Consider the following 16,142-nt stretch of genomic DNA (forward strand, 5'->3'; position numbering starts at 1 on the left):
ACCGCCGGGGCTCGTCCGCGCACGGGTTCGCAGGGCACCGCGTAGCGTCGAGGCATGTCCGAGACCACGTCCTCGCTCAAAGCCACGCTCCGCGCCGACCTCACGTCCGCGATGAAGGACAAGGATTCGCTGCGCACCAACACGCTGCGCATGCTGCTCGCCGCCGTGCAGACCGAAGAAGTCGCCGGCAAGCAGGCACGCGATCTCACCGACGAGGAAGTCGTGAAGGTGCTCGCGCGCGAAGCGAAGAAGCGCGGCGAGGCTGCCGAGGTGTACACCGAGAACGGCCGCGGAGAGCTGGCCGCCAAGGAGCACGCCGAGGCCCGCATCATCGACGAGTACCTGCCGACCCCGCTCACCGACGCTGAACTGGCCGACGTGGTGGACACCGCCATCGCCCAGGTCGCCGAGGAGATCGGGGAGCGGCCGGGGCCGCGGCAGATGGGTCAGGTCATGAAGGCGGCGACCGCGATCGCCGCCGGGAAGACCGACGGCAAGCGCCTGTCCGCCGCCGTCAAGTCGCGCCTGTAGACGACGGCGTCGCCCGGTCGTCGCGCGACCGGGCGGCGGCGGTCATCGTCCCGGGATGGGTGCCGGCGCGGCCGGAACCGTCGTGTCCGGCACCCGGCTCTCGCTCGGCCGGGCCGGTGTCGCACTCGGGCTCGGCGGCGCGGCGCGCACCGAACCGTCGCTGACGAAGATCGTCACCGTCGAGCCCGGGACGGCGGAACCGGACGGCGAGACCGAGGCGACGGTGCCACTGCGGCCTTCCGCCTTGACGGTCGTCTCCGTCACCTGGAACCCGGCGTCGATCAGGCGCTGGCTGGCCTGCTGCCGGTTCAGGCCCACGACGTTGGGAACCTGCGCGTTGCCGGCGCCGCGCACGTACTTCTGGTCCACGGGTGGCAGCTCGGTGGGGCCGAACTTGTTCGCGACCGGCAGCAGCGCATCGAACCACGTGCGTGCGGGCTCGGTGCCGCCGAACAGGTTGCCGTCGTAGCAGGGGCGCACCGGCCCGGAACAGATCTGCCCCGGCGTAGGCGAGTCGCCGTACGTGTAGACGGCTCCGGCGAGATTGTTGGTGAAGCCGAGGAAGGCCGAGGACATGTGCGACTCGGTGGTTCCCGTCTTGGCCGACACCGGCAGGTTCCAGCCCACCGACCCGGCCGCGCCGGATGCCGTACCGCCGCCCGAGGTGTCCTTGCTCAGGGCGTTGGCGAGCGTGTCGGCCAGGCCCGGTTCGACGACCTGCTCGCATGCCTGCTGGGTGATCGGTACGGGTTTGCCCTCGCGGTCGAACACGGCGTCGATCGGCGTGGGCGGGCACCACTTGCCGTGGGAGGCGAGCGTCGCCGCGACGTTGGACAGCTCCAGCGGGTTGACCCAGGTGGGTCCCAGGGTGAACGAACCGAGGTGCTGCGCCTTCTGCATCTCGGACATGCTCTGCTCGCCGAAACCGGAGGAGTTGGGTTGGGCGTAGGAGCGCAGGCCGAGCCGCACCGACATGTCGACGACGGAGTCCACACCGGTGGCCTCGATCAGCTTGACGAAGGCGGTGTTGGGGGATTGCGCCAGTGCGTCCGTGACCGACAGCTTCGACGGGTACGGCGCGGCGTTCTCGACGCAGTAGGTTGCCGGCGGGCACCCGGGGGCGCCGCCGTCACCGAGACCGCGGGCGTTGTAGCGGGCCGGCACGTCCAGCACGGCGCTCGTGCCGAGGCCCTTCTCCATCGCCGCGGCCACCGTGAAGATCTTGAACACCGAGCCGGCGCCGTGACCGGTCAGGGAGTACGGCTGCGGCTGCACCGTCTGGTTGGCCTCGCCGTCGAGGCCGTACACGCGGCTCGACCCCATCGCGAGGACACGATGCGAATCCTCCCCGGGCCGGATCACGTTCATCACCGTCGCGACGTCATCGACGGTCGGGCTCGTGAACTCGTCCAGCGACGACTTCACCGAGTTCTGGATTTCGGGATCGAGCGTGGTGCGGATGAGGTACCCGCCCCTGTCGATCTGCTCGCGGGACAACCCGGCCTCGGCCAGGTACTGCAGCGCGTACTCGCAGAAGAACCCCCGGTCGCCCGCGGCGATGCACCCGCGCGGCAGGGTCTTGGGCTCGGGCAGGACGCCGAGCGGCTGCTCCTTCGCGGCGCGGATCTCGGCGGCGCGCTCGGGAATGTTCTGGATCATCGTGTCGAGCACGACGTTGCGCCGCGCCAGCACGCCGTCCGGATTGGTGTACGGGTTCAGCGCGGAGCTGGACTGCACCATGCCGGCGAGCATCGCGGACTGGGTGACGTTCAGGTCCTTCGCGTCGATGCCGAAGTATGTCTGGGCCGCGTCCTGCACACCGAAGGATCCGTTCCCGAACGGCACGAGGTTCAGGTAGCGGGTGAGGATCTCGTCCTTGGTCAGCTCGTCGTCGAGCGTCAGCGCCATCCGGATCTCCCGGATCTTGCGCGCGGGTGTCGTCTCGATCGCGGCGCGGCGCTCGGCGTCGGTCTTGGCGACCACGTGCAGCAGGTAGTTCTTCACGTACTGCTGATCGATCGTGGACGCGCCCTGCTCGACCTGCCCGCTGGTCGTGTTGGTGAGGAAGGCACGGATCGTGCCCTGCCAGTCGACGCCCTGGTGTTCGGCGAAGCGCTTGTCCTCGATGGAGACGATGGCGAGTTTCATCTCGTTGGAGATCTGGTCGCTCGGCACCTCGAACCGGCGCTGGTCGTAGAGCCAGGCGATGGGCGTGCCCGCGGCGTCGGTCATGGTGGTGACCGCGGGCACCACCCCCTCGACGAGTTCGGCGGAACTGTTGTCCACCGTGTCCGCGGCGCGGTTCGAGACGTACCCGAACCCTCCGGCCGCCGGGAACATCACACCGGCCAGCAGGACTCCGCCCAGTGCCGTGCATCCTGCGAGCTTCGCCACCGTTTTTCCGATCGACACGCCTACACAGTACGTGCCGAGGCGGAGCACGGACCCCGCCGCACACGTTCCCGTGTCCGCGTTGCGCTGGCGAAAACCCTCCGACGTGCAGTGATGCACGGGCGTACCAGAAAAGTGTTTCTCCACCTTGCGCACGGGGAACTCTTTACCTAGATTGAGTCCTCAGTGTGATGCAGATAACACCTGAATAGGAATGTGGCGCAGAACGGTCGTGCTAGGCCGCCGCTACTGCGTGCCTTCCAGGACCCCGTGACACGGCGTTCGGAGAGTAAGGGGCAACTGAATGCACATGACCACCCCGATGGCCCGGCTCGACGTAGACCAAGCAGAAGCACGCATCGCATGGGTGTCGAAAGCCCGATGCCGTGAAGTGGACCCCGATCAGTTGTTCGTCCGTGGCGCCGCCCAGCGCAAGGCCGCAGTCATCTGCCGGCACTGTCCGGTGATGCTCCAGTGCGGCGCCGACGCCCTCGACAACCGCGTCGAATTCGGCGTCTGGGGCGGGATGACCGAACGTCAGCGCCGGGCGCTGCTCAAGCAGCATCCCGAAGTCGACTCCTGGGCCGACTTCTTCGAGGCTCAGCGTCAGCACCAGAGCGCCGTCTGACCGATCGGCGAACCCGCGAGGTCATGCCTCGCGGGTCATCTGATCGGCGACGGCGCGCAGTGCCTCGAGATCCGAGACCTCGAAGGGCAGCGACGGCACACCGACGACCGGCACCCGCGGATGCGCACTCGTGAATCGGGCCAGCAGCCGCAGCTCCCGCTTCGCCGTCACCGCCCGGTGCGCGTGGACCCGCAGCACGGCCTCGGCCGGCGCGTTCTCCTTGCGGCCCTGCTCCTCGAGCAGATCTACCGCGGTCAGGGCGTGGTCGGCCGGTAGCGAGCACAGGGTCGGGTGCGTGCGGTTGAGGACAAGCCCCGCGAGCGGCATGCGGTCCTCGGACAGCCGCTCGACGAAGAACGATGCTTCCCGCAGCGCGTCCGGCTCGGCCGCCGCGACCACCATGAAGTGGGTGCCCGGCTGCTGCAGCAACTGGTAGGTGCGATTAGCCCGCTCCCGGAAGCCGCCGAACATCGAGTCCAGGGACTGCACGAAAGCCGATGCGTCCGAGAGCATCTGGCTGCCGACAATCGTCGAGACCGCTTTCAGGGCCAGTCCCATGGCGCCCGTCACCAGCCGTCCCAGCCCTCGCCCCGGCGCGGTGAACATGCGGATCATCCGGCCGTCCAGGAACGCGCCGAGCCGCTGCGGTGCATCGAGGAAGTCCAGCGCATTGCGCGAGGGCGGGGTGTCGACCACGATCAGATCCCAGGTGTCGCTCGCCGCGAGCTGCCCGAGCTTCTCCATCGCCATGTACTCCTGAGTGCCGGAGAACGACGAGGCCACGGTCTGATAGAACGGGTTGTCGAGGATCTGCTGTGCCTTCTCCGGTGTCGAGTGCTCGAGCACCATGTCGTCGAAGGTGCGGCGCATGTTCAGCATCATCGCGTGCAGTTCGCCCTTCGCGCCCGGCCCCAGCTGCACGAGCTGCGGACTGTTGTCGAGGGCCTGCACACCCAGTGCCTGGGCCAGCCGCCGGGCCGGATCGATCGTCAGCACCACGACGTTGCGGCCCTGCTCTGCGGCACGCAACGCCAGCGCCGCAGCGGTCGTGGTCTTCCCGACCCCGCCCGCGCCGGTGCACACGATGATGCGCGACGAGGGATCGGCCAGGATGGACCGGACGTCGAGCGGCGGCGCATGGTGCGCCCGCGGCGCGGTCACCGCACACCCTGTTCGCCGAGCTGCTCCGCGAGCTCGTACAGCCCGCCGAGATCCACACCGTCCGCCAGCGCGGGCAGATGCATTCGTGCCACGTTCACCTCGTCGAGTTGGGCGGCGCTGACCTGCTGCGCCTGCAGGGTGGATGCATGCTCGATCGTTTCGGTCAGCAGACCCGCGAAGTCCTCTTCGTCGAGCGCGACCCCCGCCCGGTCGAGGCCCTCACGTACCGCGGCCGCGTCGATCCGGCCGGCCGCAGCCTCGTCCACCATCTCCTCGGGCAGGAAGTCGGGGGCGGTCCGGTTGACGATCACGGTGCCCAGCCGTAGGTCCGCCTCGAGGAGCTCGCTTACCGCGTCGGAGGTTTCCTGCACCGGCAGCGCCTCGAGCAGCGTGACCAGGTGGACCATGGTCTCGTCGGAGTGCAGCAGCCGCACGACCCCTTCGCTCTGGGACCGGATCGGACCCGACTTGGCGAGGTCGGCCATCGCCTTGGTCACGTCGAGGAAGCTGCCGATGCGTCCCGTCGGCGGAGAGTCCACCACGACCACGTCGTACACGGGTTCACCGGTGCGGTCGGTGCGCACCACGGTCTCCTTGATCTTGCCGGTGAGGATCACGTCCCGAAGACCCGGCGCCAGCGTGGTCGCGAATTCGATGGCACCGATCCGGCGCATCGCCCGACCCGCGAACCCGAGGTTGTAGAACATGTCCAGGTACTCGAGGAAGGCCGTCTCGATGTCGAGAGCCAGGGCGTACACCGCGCCACCGCTGTCCGTCGTGGCGATCTTGGTCTCGGCCGGCGGCAGCGGCGGCACGTCGAACAACTGGGCGATGCCCTGCCGTCCCTCCACCTCCACCAGGAGCACCTTGCGGCCCCCGGCCGCCAGCGCAAGGGCCAGGGCCCCCGCGACGGTCGACTTACCGGTGCCGCCCTTGCCCGAGACGAAGTGCAGCCGCGCCTGCGCGGCCTTCGCCGGCCAGACGTCGTGTTCAGCAGTCGTTGATGCCACGACGTCGAGCCTATAAGTCCCGTGCGCATATAGGGTCGAGACATGAGCGAATTGACAACGTGGGAGTACGCGACGGTGCCCCTGCTGACCCATGCCACGAAGCAGATCCTGGACACGTGGGGAGCCGACGGCTGGGAACTCGTATCGGTGCTTCCGGGACCCACCGGTGAGCAGCACGTCGCGTATCTCAAGCGCCCGAAGGGCTGATCGGCGTGGCAACAGAGGATTCCGCCGGAAGGAACTGGACGGCACGACTCGCCGAGCTGGGCCTGAGCCTGCCGCCGGTCGCGGCGCCCGTCGCCGCCTACGTTCCCGCCGTCCGCACCGGTGACCACGTCTACACCTCCGGCCAGCTGCCGTTCGTCGACGGCGCACTGGGCCTGGTGGGCAAGGTCGGCGCCGAGGTCACGGCCGAGGACGCGAAGGCCGCGGCGCGCATCGCCGCGCTCAACGCGCTGGCCGCGGTGGACGACCTCGTCGGCATCGACAACCTCGTCCGCATCGTCAAGGTCGTGGGCTTCGTCGCGTCGGCGGAGGGTTTCACCGGTCAGCCGGGTGTGATCAACGGCGCATCCGAACTCCTCGGCGAGGTGTTCGGGGAGGCAGGCGTGCACGCCCGGTCCGCCGTCGGCGTGGCCGAGCTGCCGCTCGGCGCGCCCGTCGAGGTCGAGATCATCGCCGAGGTGCGCTGACTGGGGCGGGGTGGACCGGATCTAGAGTGGGACGCACCCCACATGGAGGAGGCCGGATCGTGACGCTGGTTCACCCCGCGTACGCACAGCTGCGTCAGGTCACCGCCAACGCCGCGGTGGTGCTGGCGGAGAACCCGTCGATGATGACACTCGACGGCACCAACACCTGGATCCTGCGGGCTCCCGGCAGCGACGAATGCGTCGTGGTCGATCCGGGCCCGCTCGACGAGGCACACCTCGCCCGCGTCGCCCGCGTTCCCGTGGCGCTGACATTGGTCAGCCATCGGCACGGCGACCACACCGACGGCGCCGGACGGTTCGCGGAACTCACCGGCACCGAGGTACGGGCCGTGGACGCGCGGCACCGGCACGGCGGGGGAGCGGGCCTGGCCGACGGCGAGGTGATCGAGGCAGCCGGGCTGCGGATCCGGGTGCTCGCGACGCCGGGTCACACCGCGGACTCGCTGTCCTTCGTCCTCGAGGACGACCGCAGCGTGCTCACCGCCGACACCATCCTCGGCCGGGGCACCACCGTTCTCGACGACTCCGACGGCGACCTCGGCGACTACCTCGGGTCGCTGCGCCGGCTGATCGACCTGGGTGGCGGCTACACGGTGCTGCCCGGTCACGGACCGGACCTGCCCGACCTGGAGACCATCGCCCGCGGCTACCTCGCCCATCGGGAGGAACGGCTCGATCAGGTGCGGGCCGCGTTGCGGGTGCTCGGGGACGACGCCACGCCGCGATCCGTCGTCGAGTACGTGTACGCCGATGTGGACCCGTCGCTGTGGCCGGTCGCGGAGAAGTCGGTCAACGTCCAGCTCGAGTACCTGCGCAGCTTCGCCTGACATCGGAAGACCCGAGGCCGGTGCATCGTCGATGCACCGGCCTCGGTCGTTCTTCGGAAGGGGTGGCTACCGCGCGCGGCGGGCGAGGCGCTCCGAGTCGGAGATGAGCACGCTCTTGCCCTCGAGCCGCAGCCAGCCGCGGTGGGCGAAGTCGGCCAGCGCCTTGTTCACGGTTTCGCGGGAGGCGCCGACGAGCTGTGCGATCTCCTCCTGCGTCAGATCGTGCGTGACACGCAGCGCACCCGCCTCCTGGGTGCCGAACCGCTGCGCGAGCTGCAACAGCGCCTTCGCGACGCGACCGGGCACGTCGGTGAAGATCAGGTCGGCCAGGTTGTTGTTGGTGCGGCGCAGGCGGCGCGCGAGCACGCGCAGCAGCTGCTCGGCGATCTCCGGACGCTGGTCGATCCAGGCCTTGAGGGCGTCGCGGTCCATGCTCACAGCGCGGACCTCGGTCACGGTGGTCGCGGTGGAGGTGCGCGGGCCCGGGTCGAAGATCGACAGCTCGCCGAACATGTCGGACGGACCCATGATGGTCAGCAGGTTCTCGCGGCCATCCGGGGAACGGCGGCCGAGCTTCACCTTGCCGGAGACGATGATGTACAGGCGGTCGCCCGGCTCACCCTCGTTGAAGATGACATGTCCGCGGGGGAAATCGACCGGCTGAAGCTCTTTGACCAGCGCCGCAACCGCCGAGGGTTCGACTCCTTGGAAGATGCCTGCTCTGGCCAGGACGTCGTCCACGTGCGCTCCTTTGGGGGTAATTCTCATCGTCATGCTGCCGGGTCTGCACGACGTCCACGGGCGCCCGGACAGGCCGCCTGCAACGCGTACGGAATCGAAGTCTACTGTGCGCGCCCTCGGCACGAGTGATTGACACCACGACAACCGTCGTGCCGTTCCCGCAGCAGCGCCCACGCATTCTATCGAAGCGTCCCGAAATCAGCTCGCGCGACGCTCTCCTATGTCGGACTCCGCATCGTCGAACTCCATGACGAGGACCCGCCGCCGGCGGCGGTGGAACCGGGCGAGAGCATGGGGGAATCCCTCCCTGGCCAGGGTGGCGACGTCGTCGTGGCTCGCCTTGTCGAGGAACTCCTCGACCTCCTGCTGGCGAACGGACAGACGGCTCAGCCGGGACTCGACCCGCTCCATCGCCAATGCGAACAGCATGAGCAGCACGGGGAAGAGCACGACAGCAAGAGCTTGCATACCGGGAAGTAAACACAAGAAAGGTCTCAGAAGCGACACAGCGCCGAATCCGCGACGGGCCGGGTACGTACAGTGGAGCAGGTGCATGCGACCCCGTCCGAGAGTCCCGACGTGCGCCGACGGCGCGCGTCCGGAGGCGAGCGCCCACCCGAGAGTCGGCTCGCCCTGGTGCGCCGGGCGCGCCGCATGAACCGGCGGCTCGCCGAGACGTTTCCCCACGTGTACTGCGAACTCGACTTCACCACGCCACTCGAGCTGGCGGTCGCCACCATCCTGTCCGCGCAGTGCACCGACGTGCGGGTCAATCAGGTGACCCCGGCTTTGTTCGCTCGCTACCCGGATGCCCGCGCCTACGCCGAGGCCGACCGCGCCGAGCTCGAGGAGTACATCCGGTCCACCGGCTTCTACCGCAACAAGGCCAACTCCCTGATCGGTCTCGGCCAGGCCCTGCTCGAGCGTTTCGACGGCGAGGTACCACGCCGGCTCGAGGATCTCGTCACACTTCCCGGGTTCGGGCGCAAGACCGCCAACGTCGTCCTCGGGAATGCGTTCGGCATCCCCGGCATCACCGTCGACACCCACTTCCAGCGTCTCGTGCACCGCTGGAAGTGGACCGGGGAAACCGACCCGGTCAAGATCGAACACGCCGTCGGTGCGCTCGTCGAACGCAAGGAATGGACCCTGCTCTCGCATCGGGTGATCTTCCACGGCCGGCGCGTGTGCCACGCCCGCAAACCCGCCTGCGGCATCTGTGTACTGGCCAAGGACTGCCCGTCCTACGGCATCGGACCGACCGACCCCGTGACCGCCGCCGCGCTGGTGAAGGGACCGGAGACCGAGCACCTGCTCGAGCTGGCCGGACGGTGACCCGGTGCAACTGACCCGCGCAGGCCGTTGGAGCCTGGTGGCCCTCGTCGTCGTGGTGGCGCTGATCGTCGCGATCTGGCCCCGCGATACCGACGATCCGGCATCGGCCGTCGACGGTGCCCGGCCGACCGCGGCGCCGGTGGACCGCCGTGCCCAGGACACCCCCGAGGCCCTCGCGCCGTTGCGTGCCGCGGCGGCGCTCGAGGCCTGCCCGGCTCCGGCCGGAAACGGAGCCGGACCGCTCGCGGGGCTGCGGTTCGAGTGTCTCGGCGACGGCAGCAGCGTCGATCTGGCGGGTGCGCTCGCGGGACGGCCCGCCCTGGTGAACCTGTGGGCGTGGTGGTGCGGGCCGTGCGCGGAAGAACTGCCCTACCTGCAGGAGTACGCGCAGCGCGCCGGGGACGCCGTTGCGGTGGTCACCGTCCACACCGATCCCAACGAGGCCAACGCCCTGTCCCGGCTCGCCGAGTACGCCGTGCAGCTGCCGGGCGTGCAGGACGGGTCCGCGCGGGCACAGGCCGCGGTGCAGTCGCCCCCGGTGCTGCCGGTGACGGTGCTGCTGCGGCCCGACGGTTCGGTCGCCAAGGTGCTGCCCCAGCCGTTCCGCAGCGCCGACGAGGTCGCCGCCGCCGTGGAGGATCACCTGGGAGTGAAGGTATGACGCCGTACTGGCTGCGCCACGTGTCCACCGTCCTGCCGAGCGATCCGCACCGGGTCAATCCGGTGCTCGACCGCCGGGCCCCGAGCGGGATTCCGGTTCGTCCCGCGGCCGTGCTCGTGCTGTTCGGCGGCTCGTCCGAACCCGATCCTCTCGCCCGGGGTGGACTGCCCGCCGACGCGGACGTCCTGCTCACCCAGCGGGCGCCGACGATGCGTCAGCACAGCGGGCAGGTCGCGTTCCCGGGTGGTGCCGCCGACCCGGAGGACGACGGCCCGATCGCCACGGCGCTGCGCGAAGCACAGGAGGAGACGGGCCTCGACCCCGCGGGGGTCCGTCCGCTGACGGTGCTGCCCGAGATCTTCATCCCGCCGTCCGGATTCGACGTCACCCCGGTGGTGGCCTTCTGGGAGAAGCCCACACCTATCGGGGTGGTCGACCCCCGCGAGGCTGCCCGGGTGGTCCGGGTGTCCCTGCACGACCTGCTCGACCCGGACAACCGCTTCCAGATCCGGCACGAGCGCGGCTATCAGGGGCCGGCGTTCCTGGTGGACGACATGCTCGTGTGGGGATTCACCGCGGGGATCCTGGCGGGTCTGTTCGCGGTGTCGGGCTGGGAGATCGAGTGGGACCACACCGACATCCGTGACTTCGACGTCACGCTCGCCGAGCTCGAGACAGGGGTGGTCGAACCGTGACGCCGTCCGGATGGATCGACCTGCTCATCCTGCTGGTCGTGCTCGTGGCCGCGTCGTCCGGCCTGCGGCAGGGCGCGGTGGCGTCCGCACTGGCGTTCCTCGGCGTGGTGCTCGGCGCGGTTGCCGGCATCCTCATCGCCCCGCACGTGCTCGTGCACGTCGAGGAGGGACGGATGCGGATCCTCGCGGGGATCGCACTCATCGTCGTCCTCGTCATCATCGGCGAGGTCGCGGGCATGGTGCTCGGCCGAGCGGCCCGGAGCAACATGCACAGCCCCGTTGCGCGGGGCGTCGACAGCGTGGTCGGGGCCGGCCTGCAGGCCGTGGCGGTGCTGGTGGCTGCATGGCTGCTCGCCATTCCGCTCACCGCCTCGTCCCAGCCGGAGATCTCCGCGGCCGTTCGCGGGTCGCGGGTGCTCAGCACGGTGGACGTGCTGGCCCCGGACTGGTTGCGCGGTGTCCCGAAGGAGTTCTCGGCACTGCTCGACACCTCGGGGCTGCCGGACGTCATCGGTCCGTTCGGGCGTACTCCGGTCGCCGAGGTGGAGCCGCCGGACCCGAGTGTGCTCGCCAGTCCTGTCGCGCTCGACCTGCATCCGAGTGTGCTGCGCATCAACGGCATCGCGCCGACCTGCCAGCGCGCGCTCGAGGGCTCCGGGTTCGTCGTCGCACCCGAACGCGTCATGACCAACGCCCACGTCGTCGCCGGCACGTCGGCGGTGTCGGTGCAGACGCTGGGCGGGGTGCTCGACGCCGAGGTCGTGCTCTTCGATCCCGCGGTCGACGTCGCGATCCTCTCGGTGCCGGGACTCGACGTGGCACCTCTCGAATTCGCCCCGGACCCGGCCGCCTCGGGACAGGACGCCCTCGTCCTGGGCTACCCCGGCGGGGGCCCCTACACGGCGAGTGCCGCGCGCATCCGAGAGACGCTCGACCTGCAGGGACCGGACATCTACCGCTCGGGCACCGTCGAACGGGAGGTGTACACCGTCCGCGGGTCCATCCGCCAGGGCAACTCCGGCGGTCCGCTCGTCGACGAGCAGGGCCGGGTCCTGGGCGTCGTGTTCGGGGCGGCCGTGGACAACAGCGATACCGGATTCGTGCTGACCGCGGCCGAGGTCGGCAGCCAGTTGGACCTGGCCGACGATTCGTTCGCGGCGGTGGCGACGGGGACCTGCATCGCCTGAGTGCCGGGGCGCCTACAGCCCGGCGGCGAAGTCGAGCAGCGCGGCGGTGACGTCGTCGGCACGTTCCTGATGGGCGTAGTGCCCGGCGTCGTCGATCATGCGCAGTTTCCGGCCCGGAGCGTGGCGCACGCACCGGCGCACGGTCGCCGGTACGACGTACGGGTCCAGCGCGCCGTGCAGTTGCAGTACCGGCAGCGTCAGCGTCTTGTCCATCGCCGCCATGAACCGTCGTCCGTCCGGCCGCCACTGGCTGCGGAAGGCCCAGCGCTGGTATTCGAGCGTGCAGTGCGCGGTGCCGGGAATCCGGATGGCCGAGCGCATCCGCTCGGCGACCTCCCGGAATTCGTCCGTCTGCTGCCATCGGGTGCTCGCGCGGGCCCGCAGCAATCGTTCGATTTCCCAGCCGTCGTCGCGCACGAGCTTGCGTTCGGGCCGCCACGGCACCTGATAGGCGAGGAACGTGGGCAGCAGCGCCGCGCGCTGCGCACGGTCGTGCAGCGTCGCGTCCCGCAGTGAGATCGGGTGCGGCGAGTCCACGAGGGCGATGGCCCGGACGAGCCGCGGGTGCAGCACGGCCGTCGCCCAGCACACCAGCCCGCCGTCGGCGTGCCCGACCAGCGTCGCTTCCGAGCAACCCAGGGCGCGGATGAGTCCTGCGACGTCGCCCGACAGGGTCCAGCCGTCGTAGCCGCGCGGGGGCTTGTCGGAGTCGCCGTAGCCGCGCAGGTCGACGGCGACGGCGCGGTAGCCGGCGTCCGCGAAGGCGGTGAGCTGGTGACGCCACGACCACCACAGGTCGGCGAACCCGTGCAGGAACAGCGCCAGCGGTGCGTCGGGGCCGGACGGCCCGGCTTCGACGGCGTGCAGGCGGATGCCGTTGGCATGGATGTCGCGGTGCGTCCACGGTCCGGGGAACCGGACCGTGGACGGGTCGGGGAGGGACACGGTGCCCTGCATGTGGAGGGTCAGCGCGCGTGCCGGGGGCCCGCTGCCGGCTCCGCGTCGTGCTGCTGCGGCAGGACGGTACGGGCCTGCCTGAGCGAGTCGATGGTCTTCTCCGGGGCGCGCAGTTTGCGCACCCGGAGGTACCCGATCAAGGCGAAGATCGCCGTGACCACGACCATGATGAGGAAGACGATCAGGAACGCCAGCCAGCGGGGCGTCCAGATGTCGATCAGTTCGGCGAGGAAGAAGAAGAAGAAGAACGAACTGAACACCAGGACCGCGAAGGCCAGGATGAAGAACAGACTGCCCTGCAGGCCCTTCTTCACCTCGCCGGTGACCTCGGCCTTGGCGAGTTCGACCTCGGCGCGGAACAGCGTCGAGACCTGTGCTGTGGCGTCGCGGACCAGGTCCCCGATGCTCGCTTCCTGAGGAGTGCGGGCGCGCACCTCGGTCAGCGGAATGGACGAGATGCTCGTCGGTACCCCGTCACCCTGCTTCCGGTTCCCGTTCGTCACGCTCACTTGTCGACCCCTCCAGTTGATTCGTAATGACTGCGGTGGGCTCGCCCACGCCGTAACAGTAGCGTCGATCCCAGCAGCGAGGCGATCAGTGACGTGACGAGGACCGACGCCTTCGCGATCTCCGCGGGCGCCCCGCCGTCGATACCGGCGAGCGAGAGGTCGGCGATGAGCAGGCTCACGGTGAACCCGATGCCGCCGAGTACGGCGAGGGCCAGCAGGTCCGCCCATGCCAGCCCGGCGGGCCTGGTGGCCACGCCCACCCGGATCGCGAGCCAGGACGCGCCGAAGATGCCGACCGTCTTGCCGATCAGCAGGCCCAGCAGAACGGACAGGCCCACCGGGCTGGTGAACACATCGGCGAGGACCTCGCCGTTGATGGGAACGCCGGAGGCGAACAGCGCGAACAGGGGCACGCACAGGCCGGCGGACCAGGGCTGGATGTCGTGGGCGAGCCGCTCGGCCGGTGCCCGTCGCTCGCCGGGGTCGGCGCGGACGCGGGTGAGCAGCCCCAGCACGACGCCCGCGATGGTGGCGTGGATGCCGGCCTCGTGCATGCCGTACCAGGTGAGCAGCGCGAGCGGGACGTACAGCCACGGGGTCGTGATCCGCCGGTGCTGGGCGTACCGATAGGCGGCGGCGCACGCGACGGTCCCGAGCAGCCACAGCGCCGCGATGGACGTGGTGAACAGGACGGCGATCAGTGCGATGCCGATGAGATCGTCGACGACGGCGAGGCTGAGCAGGAAGACACGCGCGCCGGTGGGGATGCGGGAACCGGTGAGGGCGAGGACTCCGAGGGCGAAGGCGATGTCGGTGGCGACGGGAATTGCCCAGCCGCGGTCCATGCCCGGGGTGCCCCATCCGACGGCGGCGGCGATGAGTGCCGGCAGCAGCACGCCGCCGCAGGCCGCGATGACCGGCAGCAGGGCCTTCTTGCGGTCCGCCAGTTCACCGATCACGAGTTCGCGTTTGAGTTCGAGTCCGGCGACGAAGAAGAACACGGCGAGCAGGCCGTCCTGTGCCCAGGTGCCGACGGTGAGATGCAGGTGCAGCGCCTCCGGTCCGACGGTGAAGTCGCGCAGCCTCTCGTAGACGGGTCCGAGTGGGGAGTTGACCCACAGGACGGCGACGGCGGCGGCGACCAGAAGGATGGCGCCACCGACGGTCTCGGTGCGTAGGTACCGAGTGAGTTCCGAGCGCAGTGGCTGAGTCACGTAGGCCTTCCATCGACGAATCCGCGGGGCGACGGTGCTGCCGCCGACCGGGATTCCCAGCGCACCCGGCGACGAATCGTATCCCCCGTCCGGCCGGTCGGCGGGTGTCCGATTTGATTCGTTCCGGAAAGAAGGTGTTCACTTTCCTAGAAGCTGGGATCGTTTCCCATCATGTGAATCTCTGGAGCTGGTTTCGTGAGTACTGCCCTCGACAACACCGCCGGCCGAGACGGATCGCTGGTCGCGGGAGTACCGCGCAGCCGCATCATCGTCGCGAGTACCGTCGGCACCTCGATCGAGTTCTACGACTTCTACATCTACGCGACCGCCGCGGTCTCGGTGTTCCCGCACCTGTTCTTCCCCAAGGGCAACGGCACCACCGCCCTGCTCGCCTCGCTCGCGACGTTCGGTCTCGCGTTCGTCGCCCGCCCGGTCGGCTCGATCCTGTTCGGCCACTTCGGCGACCGCATCGGCCGCAAAGCCACCCTCGTCGGCTCGCTGCTGACCATGGGCATCGCGACCTTCCTGATCGGCATCCTGCCCACGTACCACCAGGTGGGCCTGCTGGCCCCGGCGCTGCTCGCACTCATGCGCTTCTGCCAGGGCCTCGGCCTCGGGGGCGAATGGAGCGGTGCGGCGTTGCTGGCCACCGAGACCGCCGAGAAGGGCAAGCGGGCGTGGGCCGCCATGTGGCCACAGCTGGGCGCGCCGATCGGATTCTTCCTGGCCAACGGCCTGTTCCTGATCATCACCCTGTTCCTGAACCACAACAACGCCGAGCCCGACCTGGACAGCGCGTTCCTGACGTGGGGCTGGCGGATTCCGTTCCTGCTCAGCGCGGTGATGGTGATCATCGGCCTCTACGTGCGGCTCAAGCTGGAGGAGACGCCGGTGTTCGCCCGCGCCGTCGCCGAGGGCAAGAAGGTCAAGACCCCGCTGGCCGAGGTCTTCCGGACCAGCTGGCGACAGCTGATCATCGGCACGTTCGTGATGCTCGCGACGTACACCCTCTTCTACATCATGACGACCTGGGTGCTCAGCCACGGCACCGGGAAGACGCCCGCGCAAGGCGGTACCGGCGCCGGGTTCCAGTACTCGGACTTCCTGGTGCTGCAGCTGGTCGCGGTGCTGTTCTTCGCGGCCGCGATTCCGGTGTCCGGCCGGCTCGCCGACCGTTACGGCCGCCGCATCACCCTGCTCGTCGTCACCGGGATCATCATGGCGTTCGGCCTGACCTTCGGGATCCTCCTCGACCCGGAGGGCATGGACGAACCGCGCATGCTGCTGTTCCTGGTCGTCGGCATGATCCTGATGGGCTTCACCTTCGGTCCCATGAGCGCCGTGCTGCCCGAGCTGTTCCCCACCAACGTGCGCTACACCGGATCGGGCATCGCCTACAACGTCTCGAGCATCCTCGGCGCGGCCGTCGCCCCGTTCATCGCGACCTGGCTCGCCACGACCTACGGCGTCGGCTGGGTGGGGGTGTACCTCCTGGCCGCGGCCGCACTCACCTTCGTCGCGCTGCTCGTGATGCACGAGACCAAGGATCGCCAGCTGGACGAGGTCTAGGCCGCGCCGCGGC

General features: G+C 69.5%; 18 protein-coding genes. 10 read left to right on the top strand and 8 right to left on the bottom strand.

Annotated features, from left to right (window positions below; all coding sequences use genetic code 11):
• Window positions 1–54: 54 nt before the first annotated feature.
• On the top strand, window positions 55–531 hold the full coding sequence (locus tag AC2IPW_RS02585) for a GatB/YqeY domain-containing protein (protein ID WP_054373134.1): 477 nt from the start codon (window positions 55–57) through the stop codon (window positions 529–531).
• 42 nt (window positions 532–573) lie between these two features.
• Here AC2IPW_RS02585 and AC2IPW_RS02590 read toward each other — a convergent pair whose 3' ends face one another.
• Window positions 574–2,925 carry a penicillin-binding protein gene (locus AC2IPW_RS02590; protein ID WP_450119578.1) on the bottom strand — a complete coding sequence of 784 codons (2,352 nt, stop codon included), beginning with the start codon at window positions 2,923–2,925 and terminating at the stop codon, window positions 574–576.
• 301 nt (window positions 2,926–3,226) lie between these two features.
• On the opposite strand from AC2IPW_RS02590, the gene AC2IPW_RS02595 reads away from it, so the two are divergent.
• A complete protein-coding gene (locus AC2IPW_RS02595; protein WP_040781514.1) occupies window positions 3,227–3,550 on the top strand; it encodes a WhiB family transcriptional regulator in 324 nt (107 codons plus the stop codon).
• A gap of 21 nt (window positions 3,551–3,571) precedes the next feature.
• Here AC2IPW_RS02595 and bagB read toward each other — a convergent pair whose 3' ends face one another.
• Window positions 3,572–4,711 carry an ATPase BagB gene (gene bagB, locus AC2IPW_RS02600; RefSeq protein WP_486376217.1) on the bottom strand — a complete coding sequence of 380 codons (1,140 nt, stop codon included), beginning with the start codon at window positions 4,709–4,711 and terminating at the stop codon, window positions 3,572–3,574.
• Entirely contained in the window at window positions 4,708–5,721 is a 1,014-nt protein-coding gene (gene bagA / locus AC2IPW_RS02605; protein ID WP_486376218.1) for an ATPase BagA, read from the bottom strand. The genes bagB and bagA overlap by 4 nt, the downstream gene beginning before the upstream one ends.
• A 42-nt stretch (window positions 5,722–5,763) precedes the next feature.
• On the opposite strand from bagA, the gene sp36 reads away from it, so the two are divergent.
• The 3 genes from sp36 to AC2IPW_RS02620 are packed head-to-tail and all read left to right on the top strand — an operon-like array spanning window position 5,764 to window position 7,261.
• Window positions 5,764–5,928 carry a Sp36 family protein gene (gene sp36 / locus AC2IPW_RS02610; RefSeq protein WP_006945567.1) on the top strand — a complete coding sequence of 55 codons (165 nt, stop codon included), beginning with the start codon at window positions 5,764–5,766 and terminating at the stop codon, window positions 5,926–5,928.
• A gap of 5 nt (window positions 5,929–5,933) precedes the next feature.
• Entirely contained in the window at window positions 5,934–6,413 is a 480-nt protein-coding gene (locus AC2IPW_RS02615; RefSeq protein ID WP_003935276.1) for a RidA family protein, read from the top strand.
• Window positions 6,414–6,472: 59 nt separating this feature from the next.
• Complete coding sequence (locus tag AC2IPW_RS02620; RefSeq protein ID WP_486376219.1) at window positions 6,473–7,261, top strand: MBL fold metallo-hydrolase; 789 nt, start codon at window positions 6,473–6,475, stop codon at window positions 7,259–7,261.
• A gap of 66 nt (window positions 7,262–7,327) precedes the next feature.
• On the opposite strand, the gene AC2IPW_RS02625 is transcribed toward AC2IPW_RS02620, so the two are convergent.
• Together AC2IPW_RS02625 and AC2IPW_RS02630 are read right to left on the bottom strand one after the other, a co-directional pair.
• Window positions 7,328–8,002: a Crp/Fnr family transcriptional regulator gene (locus AC2IPW_RS02625; RefSeq protein ID WP_003935274.1), complete on the bottom strand. Its 675-nt coding sequence runs from the start codon at window positions 8,000–8,002 to the stop codon at window positions 7,328–7,330.
• Window positions 8,003–8,200: 198 nt separating this feature from the next.
• Entirely contained in the window at window positions 8,201–8,470 is a 270-nt protein-coding gene (locus AC2IPW_RS02630) for a hypothetical protein (protein ID WP_026137871.1), read from the bottom strand.
• Between the two features lie 72 nt (window positions 8,471–8,542).
• On the opposite strand from AC2IPW_RS02630, the gene nth reads away from it, so the two are divergent.
• From nth to AC2IPW_RS02650, 4 genes are read left to right on the top strand one after another with little or no spacing between them, the layout of a single operon-like run.
• Window positions 8,543–9,337 carry an endonuclease III gene (gene nth, locus AC2IPW_RS02635; protein ID WP_486376220.1) on the top strand — a complete coding sequence of 265 codons (795 nt, stop codon included), beginning with the start codon at window positions 8,543–8,545 and terminating at the stop codon, window positions 9,335–9,337.
• A 37-nt stretch (window positions 9,338–9,374) separates the two neighbouring features.
• Window positions 9,375–9,998 carry a TlpA family protein disulfide reductase gene (locus AC2IPW_RS02640; RefSeq protein ID WP_416063604.1) on the top strand — a complete coding sequence of 208 codons (624 nt, stop codon included), beginning with the start codon at window positions 9,375–9,377 and terminating at the stop codon, window positions 9,996–9,998.
• Complete coding sequence (locus tag AC2IPW_RS02645; protein ID WP_054373128.1) at window positions 9,995–10,693, top strand: NUDIX hydrolase; 699 nt, start codon at window positions 9,995–9,997, stop codon at window positions 10,691–10,693. Before AC2IPW_RS02640 ends, AC2IPW_RS02645 begins: the two co-directional genes overlap by 4 nt.
• Window positions 10,690–11,880: a MarP family serine protease gene (locus AC2IPW_RS02650; RefSeq protein ID WP_486376221.1), complete on the top strand. Its 1,191-nt coding sequence runs from the start codon at window positions 10,690–10,692 to the stop codon at window positions 11,878–11,880. Before AC2IPW_RS02645 ends, AC2IPW_RS02650 begins: the two co-directional genes overlap by 4 nt.
• Window positions 11,881–11,892: 12 nt before the next feature.
• Here AC2IPW_RS02650 and AC2IPW_RS02655 read toward each other — a convergent pair whose 3' ends face one another.
• Genes AC2IPW_RS02655 through nhaA form a run of 3 tightly spaced genes read right to left on the bottom strand, consistent with a single transcriptional unit; the run spans window position 11,893 to window position 14,560 of the window.
• On the bottom strand, window positions 11,893–12,837 hold the full coding sequence (locus AC2IPW_RS02655; RefSeq protein WP_486376222.1) for an alpha/beta fold hydrolase: 945 nt from the start codon (window positions 12,835–12,837) through the stop codon (window positions 11,893–11,895).
• A gap of 8 nt (window positions 12,838–12,845) precedes the next feature.
• Complete coding sequence (locus tag AC2IPW_RS02660) at window positions 12,846–13,346, bottom strand: phage holin family protein (protein WP_003935267.1); 501 nt, start codon at window positions 13,344–13,346, stop codon at window positions 12,846–12,848.
• The gene (gene nhaA, locus AC2IPW_RS02665) at window positions 13,343–14,560 is read right to left on the bottom strand and encodes a Na+/H+ antiporter NhaA (RefSeq protein ID WP_486376223.1); all 1,218 of its coding nucleotides are present in this window, start codon (window positions 14,558–14,560) and stop codon (window positions 13,343–13,345) included. The genes AC2IPW_RS02660 and nhaA overlap by 4 nt, the downstream gene beginning before the upstream one ends.
• Before the next feature lie 195 nt (window positions 14,561–14,755).
• Between nhaA and AC2IPW_RS02670 the strand changes: the two genes are divergently transcribed.
• Entirely contained in the window at window positions 14,756–16,129 is a 1,374-nt protein-coding gene (locus AC2IPW_RS02670; protein ID WP_003935265.1) for an MFS transporter, read from the top strand.
• Window positions 16,130–16,142 lie beyond the last annotated feature (13 nt).

The sequence above is a fragment of the Rhodococcus sp. NS-SX18 genome, from assembly GCF_057367935.1.

What these genes read in the sequence shown, in the direction of transcription:
- AC2IPW_RS02585 (WP_054373134.1), top strand. Translation starts at nt 55, where the DNA reads ATGTCCGAGACCACGTCCTCGCTCAAAGCCACGCTCCGCGCCGACCTC.
- AC2IPW_RS02595 (WP_040781514.1), top strand. Translation starts at nt 3,227, where the DNA reads ATGCACATGACCACCCCGATGGCCCGGCTCGACGTAGACCAAGCAGAA.
- sp36 (WP_006945567.1), top strand. Translation starts at nt 5,764, where the DNA reads ATGAGCGAATTGACAACGTGGGAGTACGCGACGGTGCCCCTGCTGACC.
- AC2IPW_RS02630 (WP_026137871.1), bottom strand. Translation starts at nt 8,470, where the DNA reads ATGCAAGCTCTTGCTGTCGTGCTCTTCCCCGTGCTGCTCATGCTGTTC.
- AC2IPW_RS02645 (WP_054373128.1), top strand. Translation starts at nt 9,995, where the DNA reads ATGACGCCGTACTGGCTGCGCCACGTGTCCACCGTCCTGCCGAGCGAT.
- AC2IPW_RS02655 (WP_486376222.1), bottom strand. Translation starts at nt 12,837, where the DNA reads ATGCAGGGCACCGTGTCCCTCCCCGACCCGTCCACGGTCCGGTTCCCC.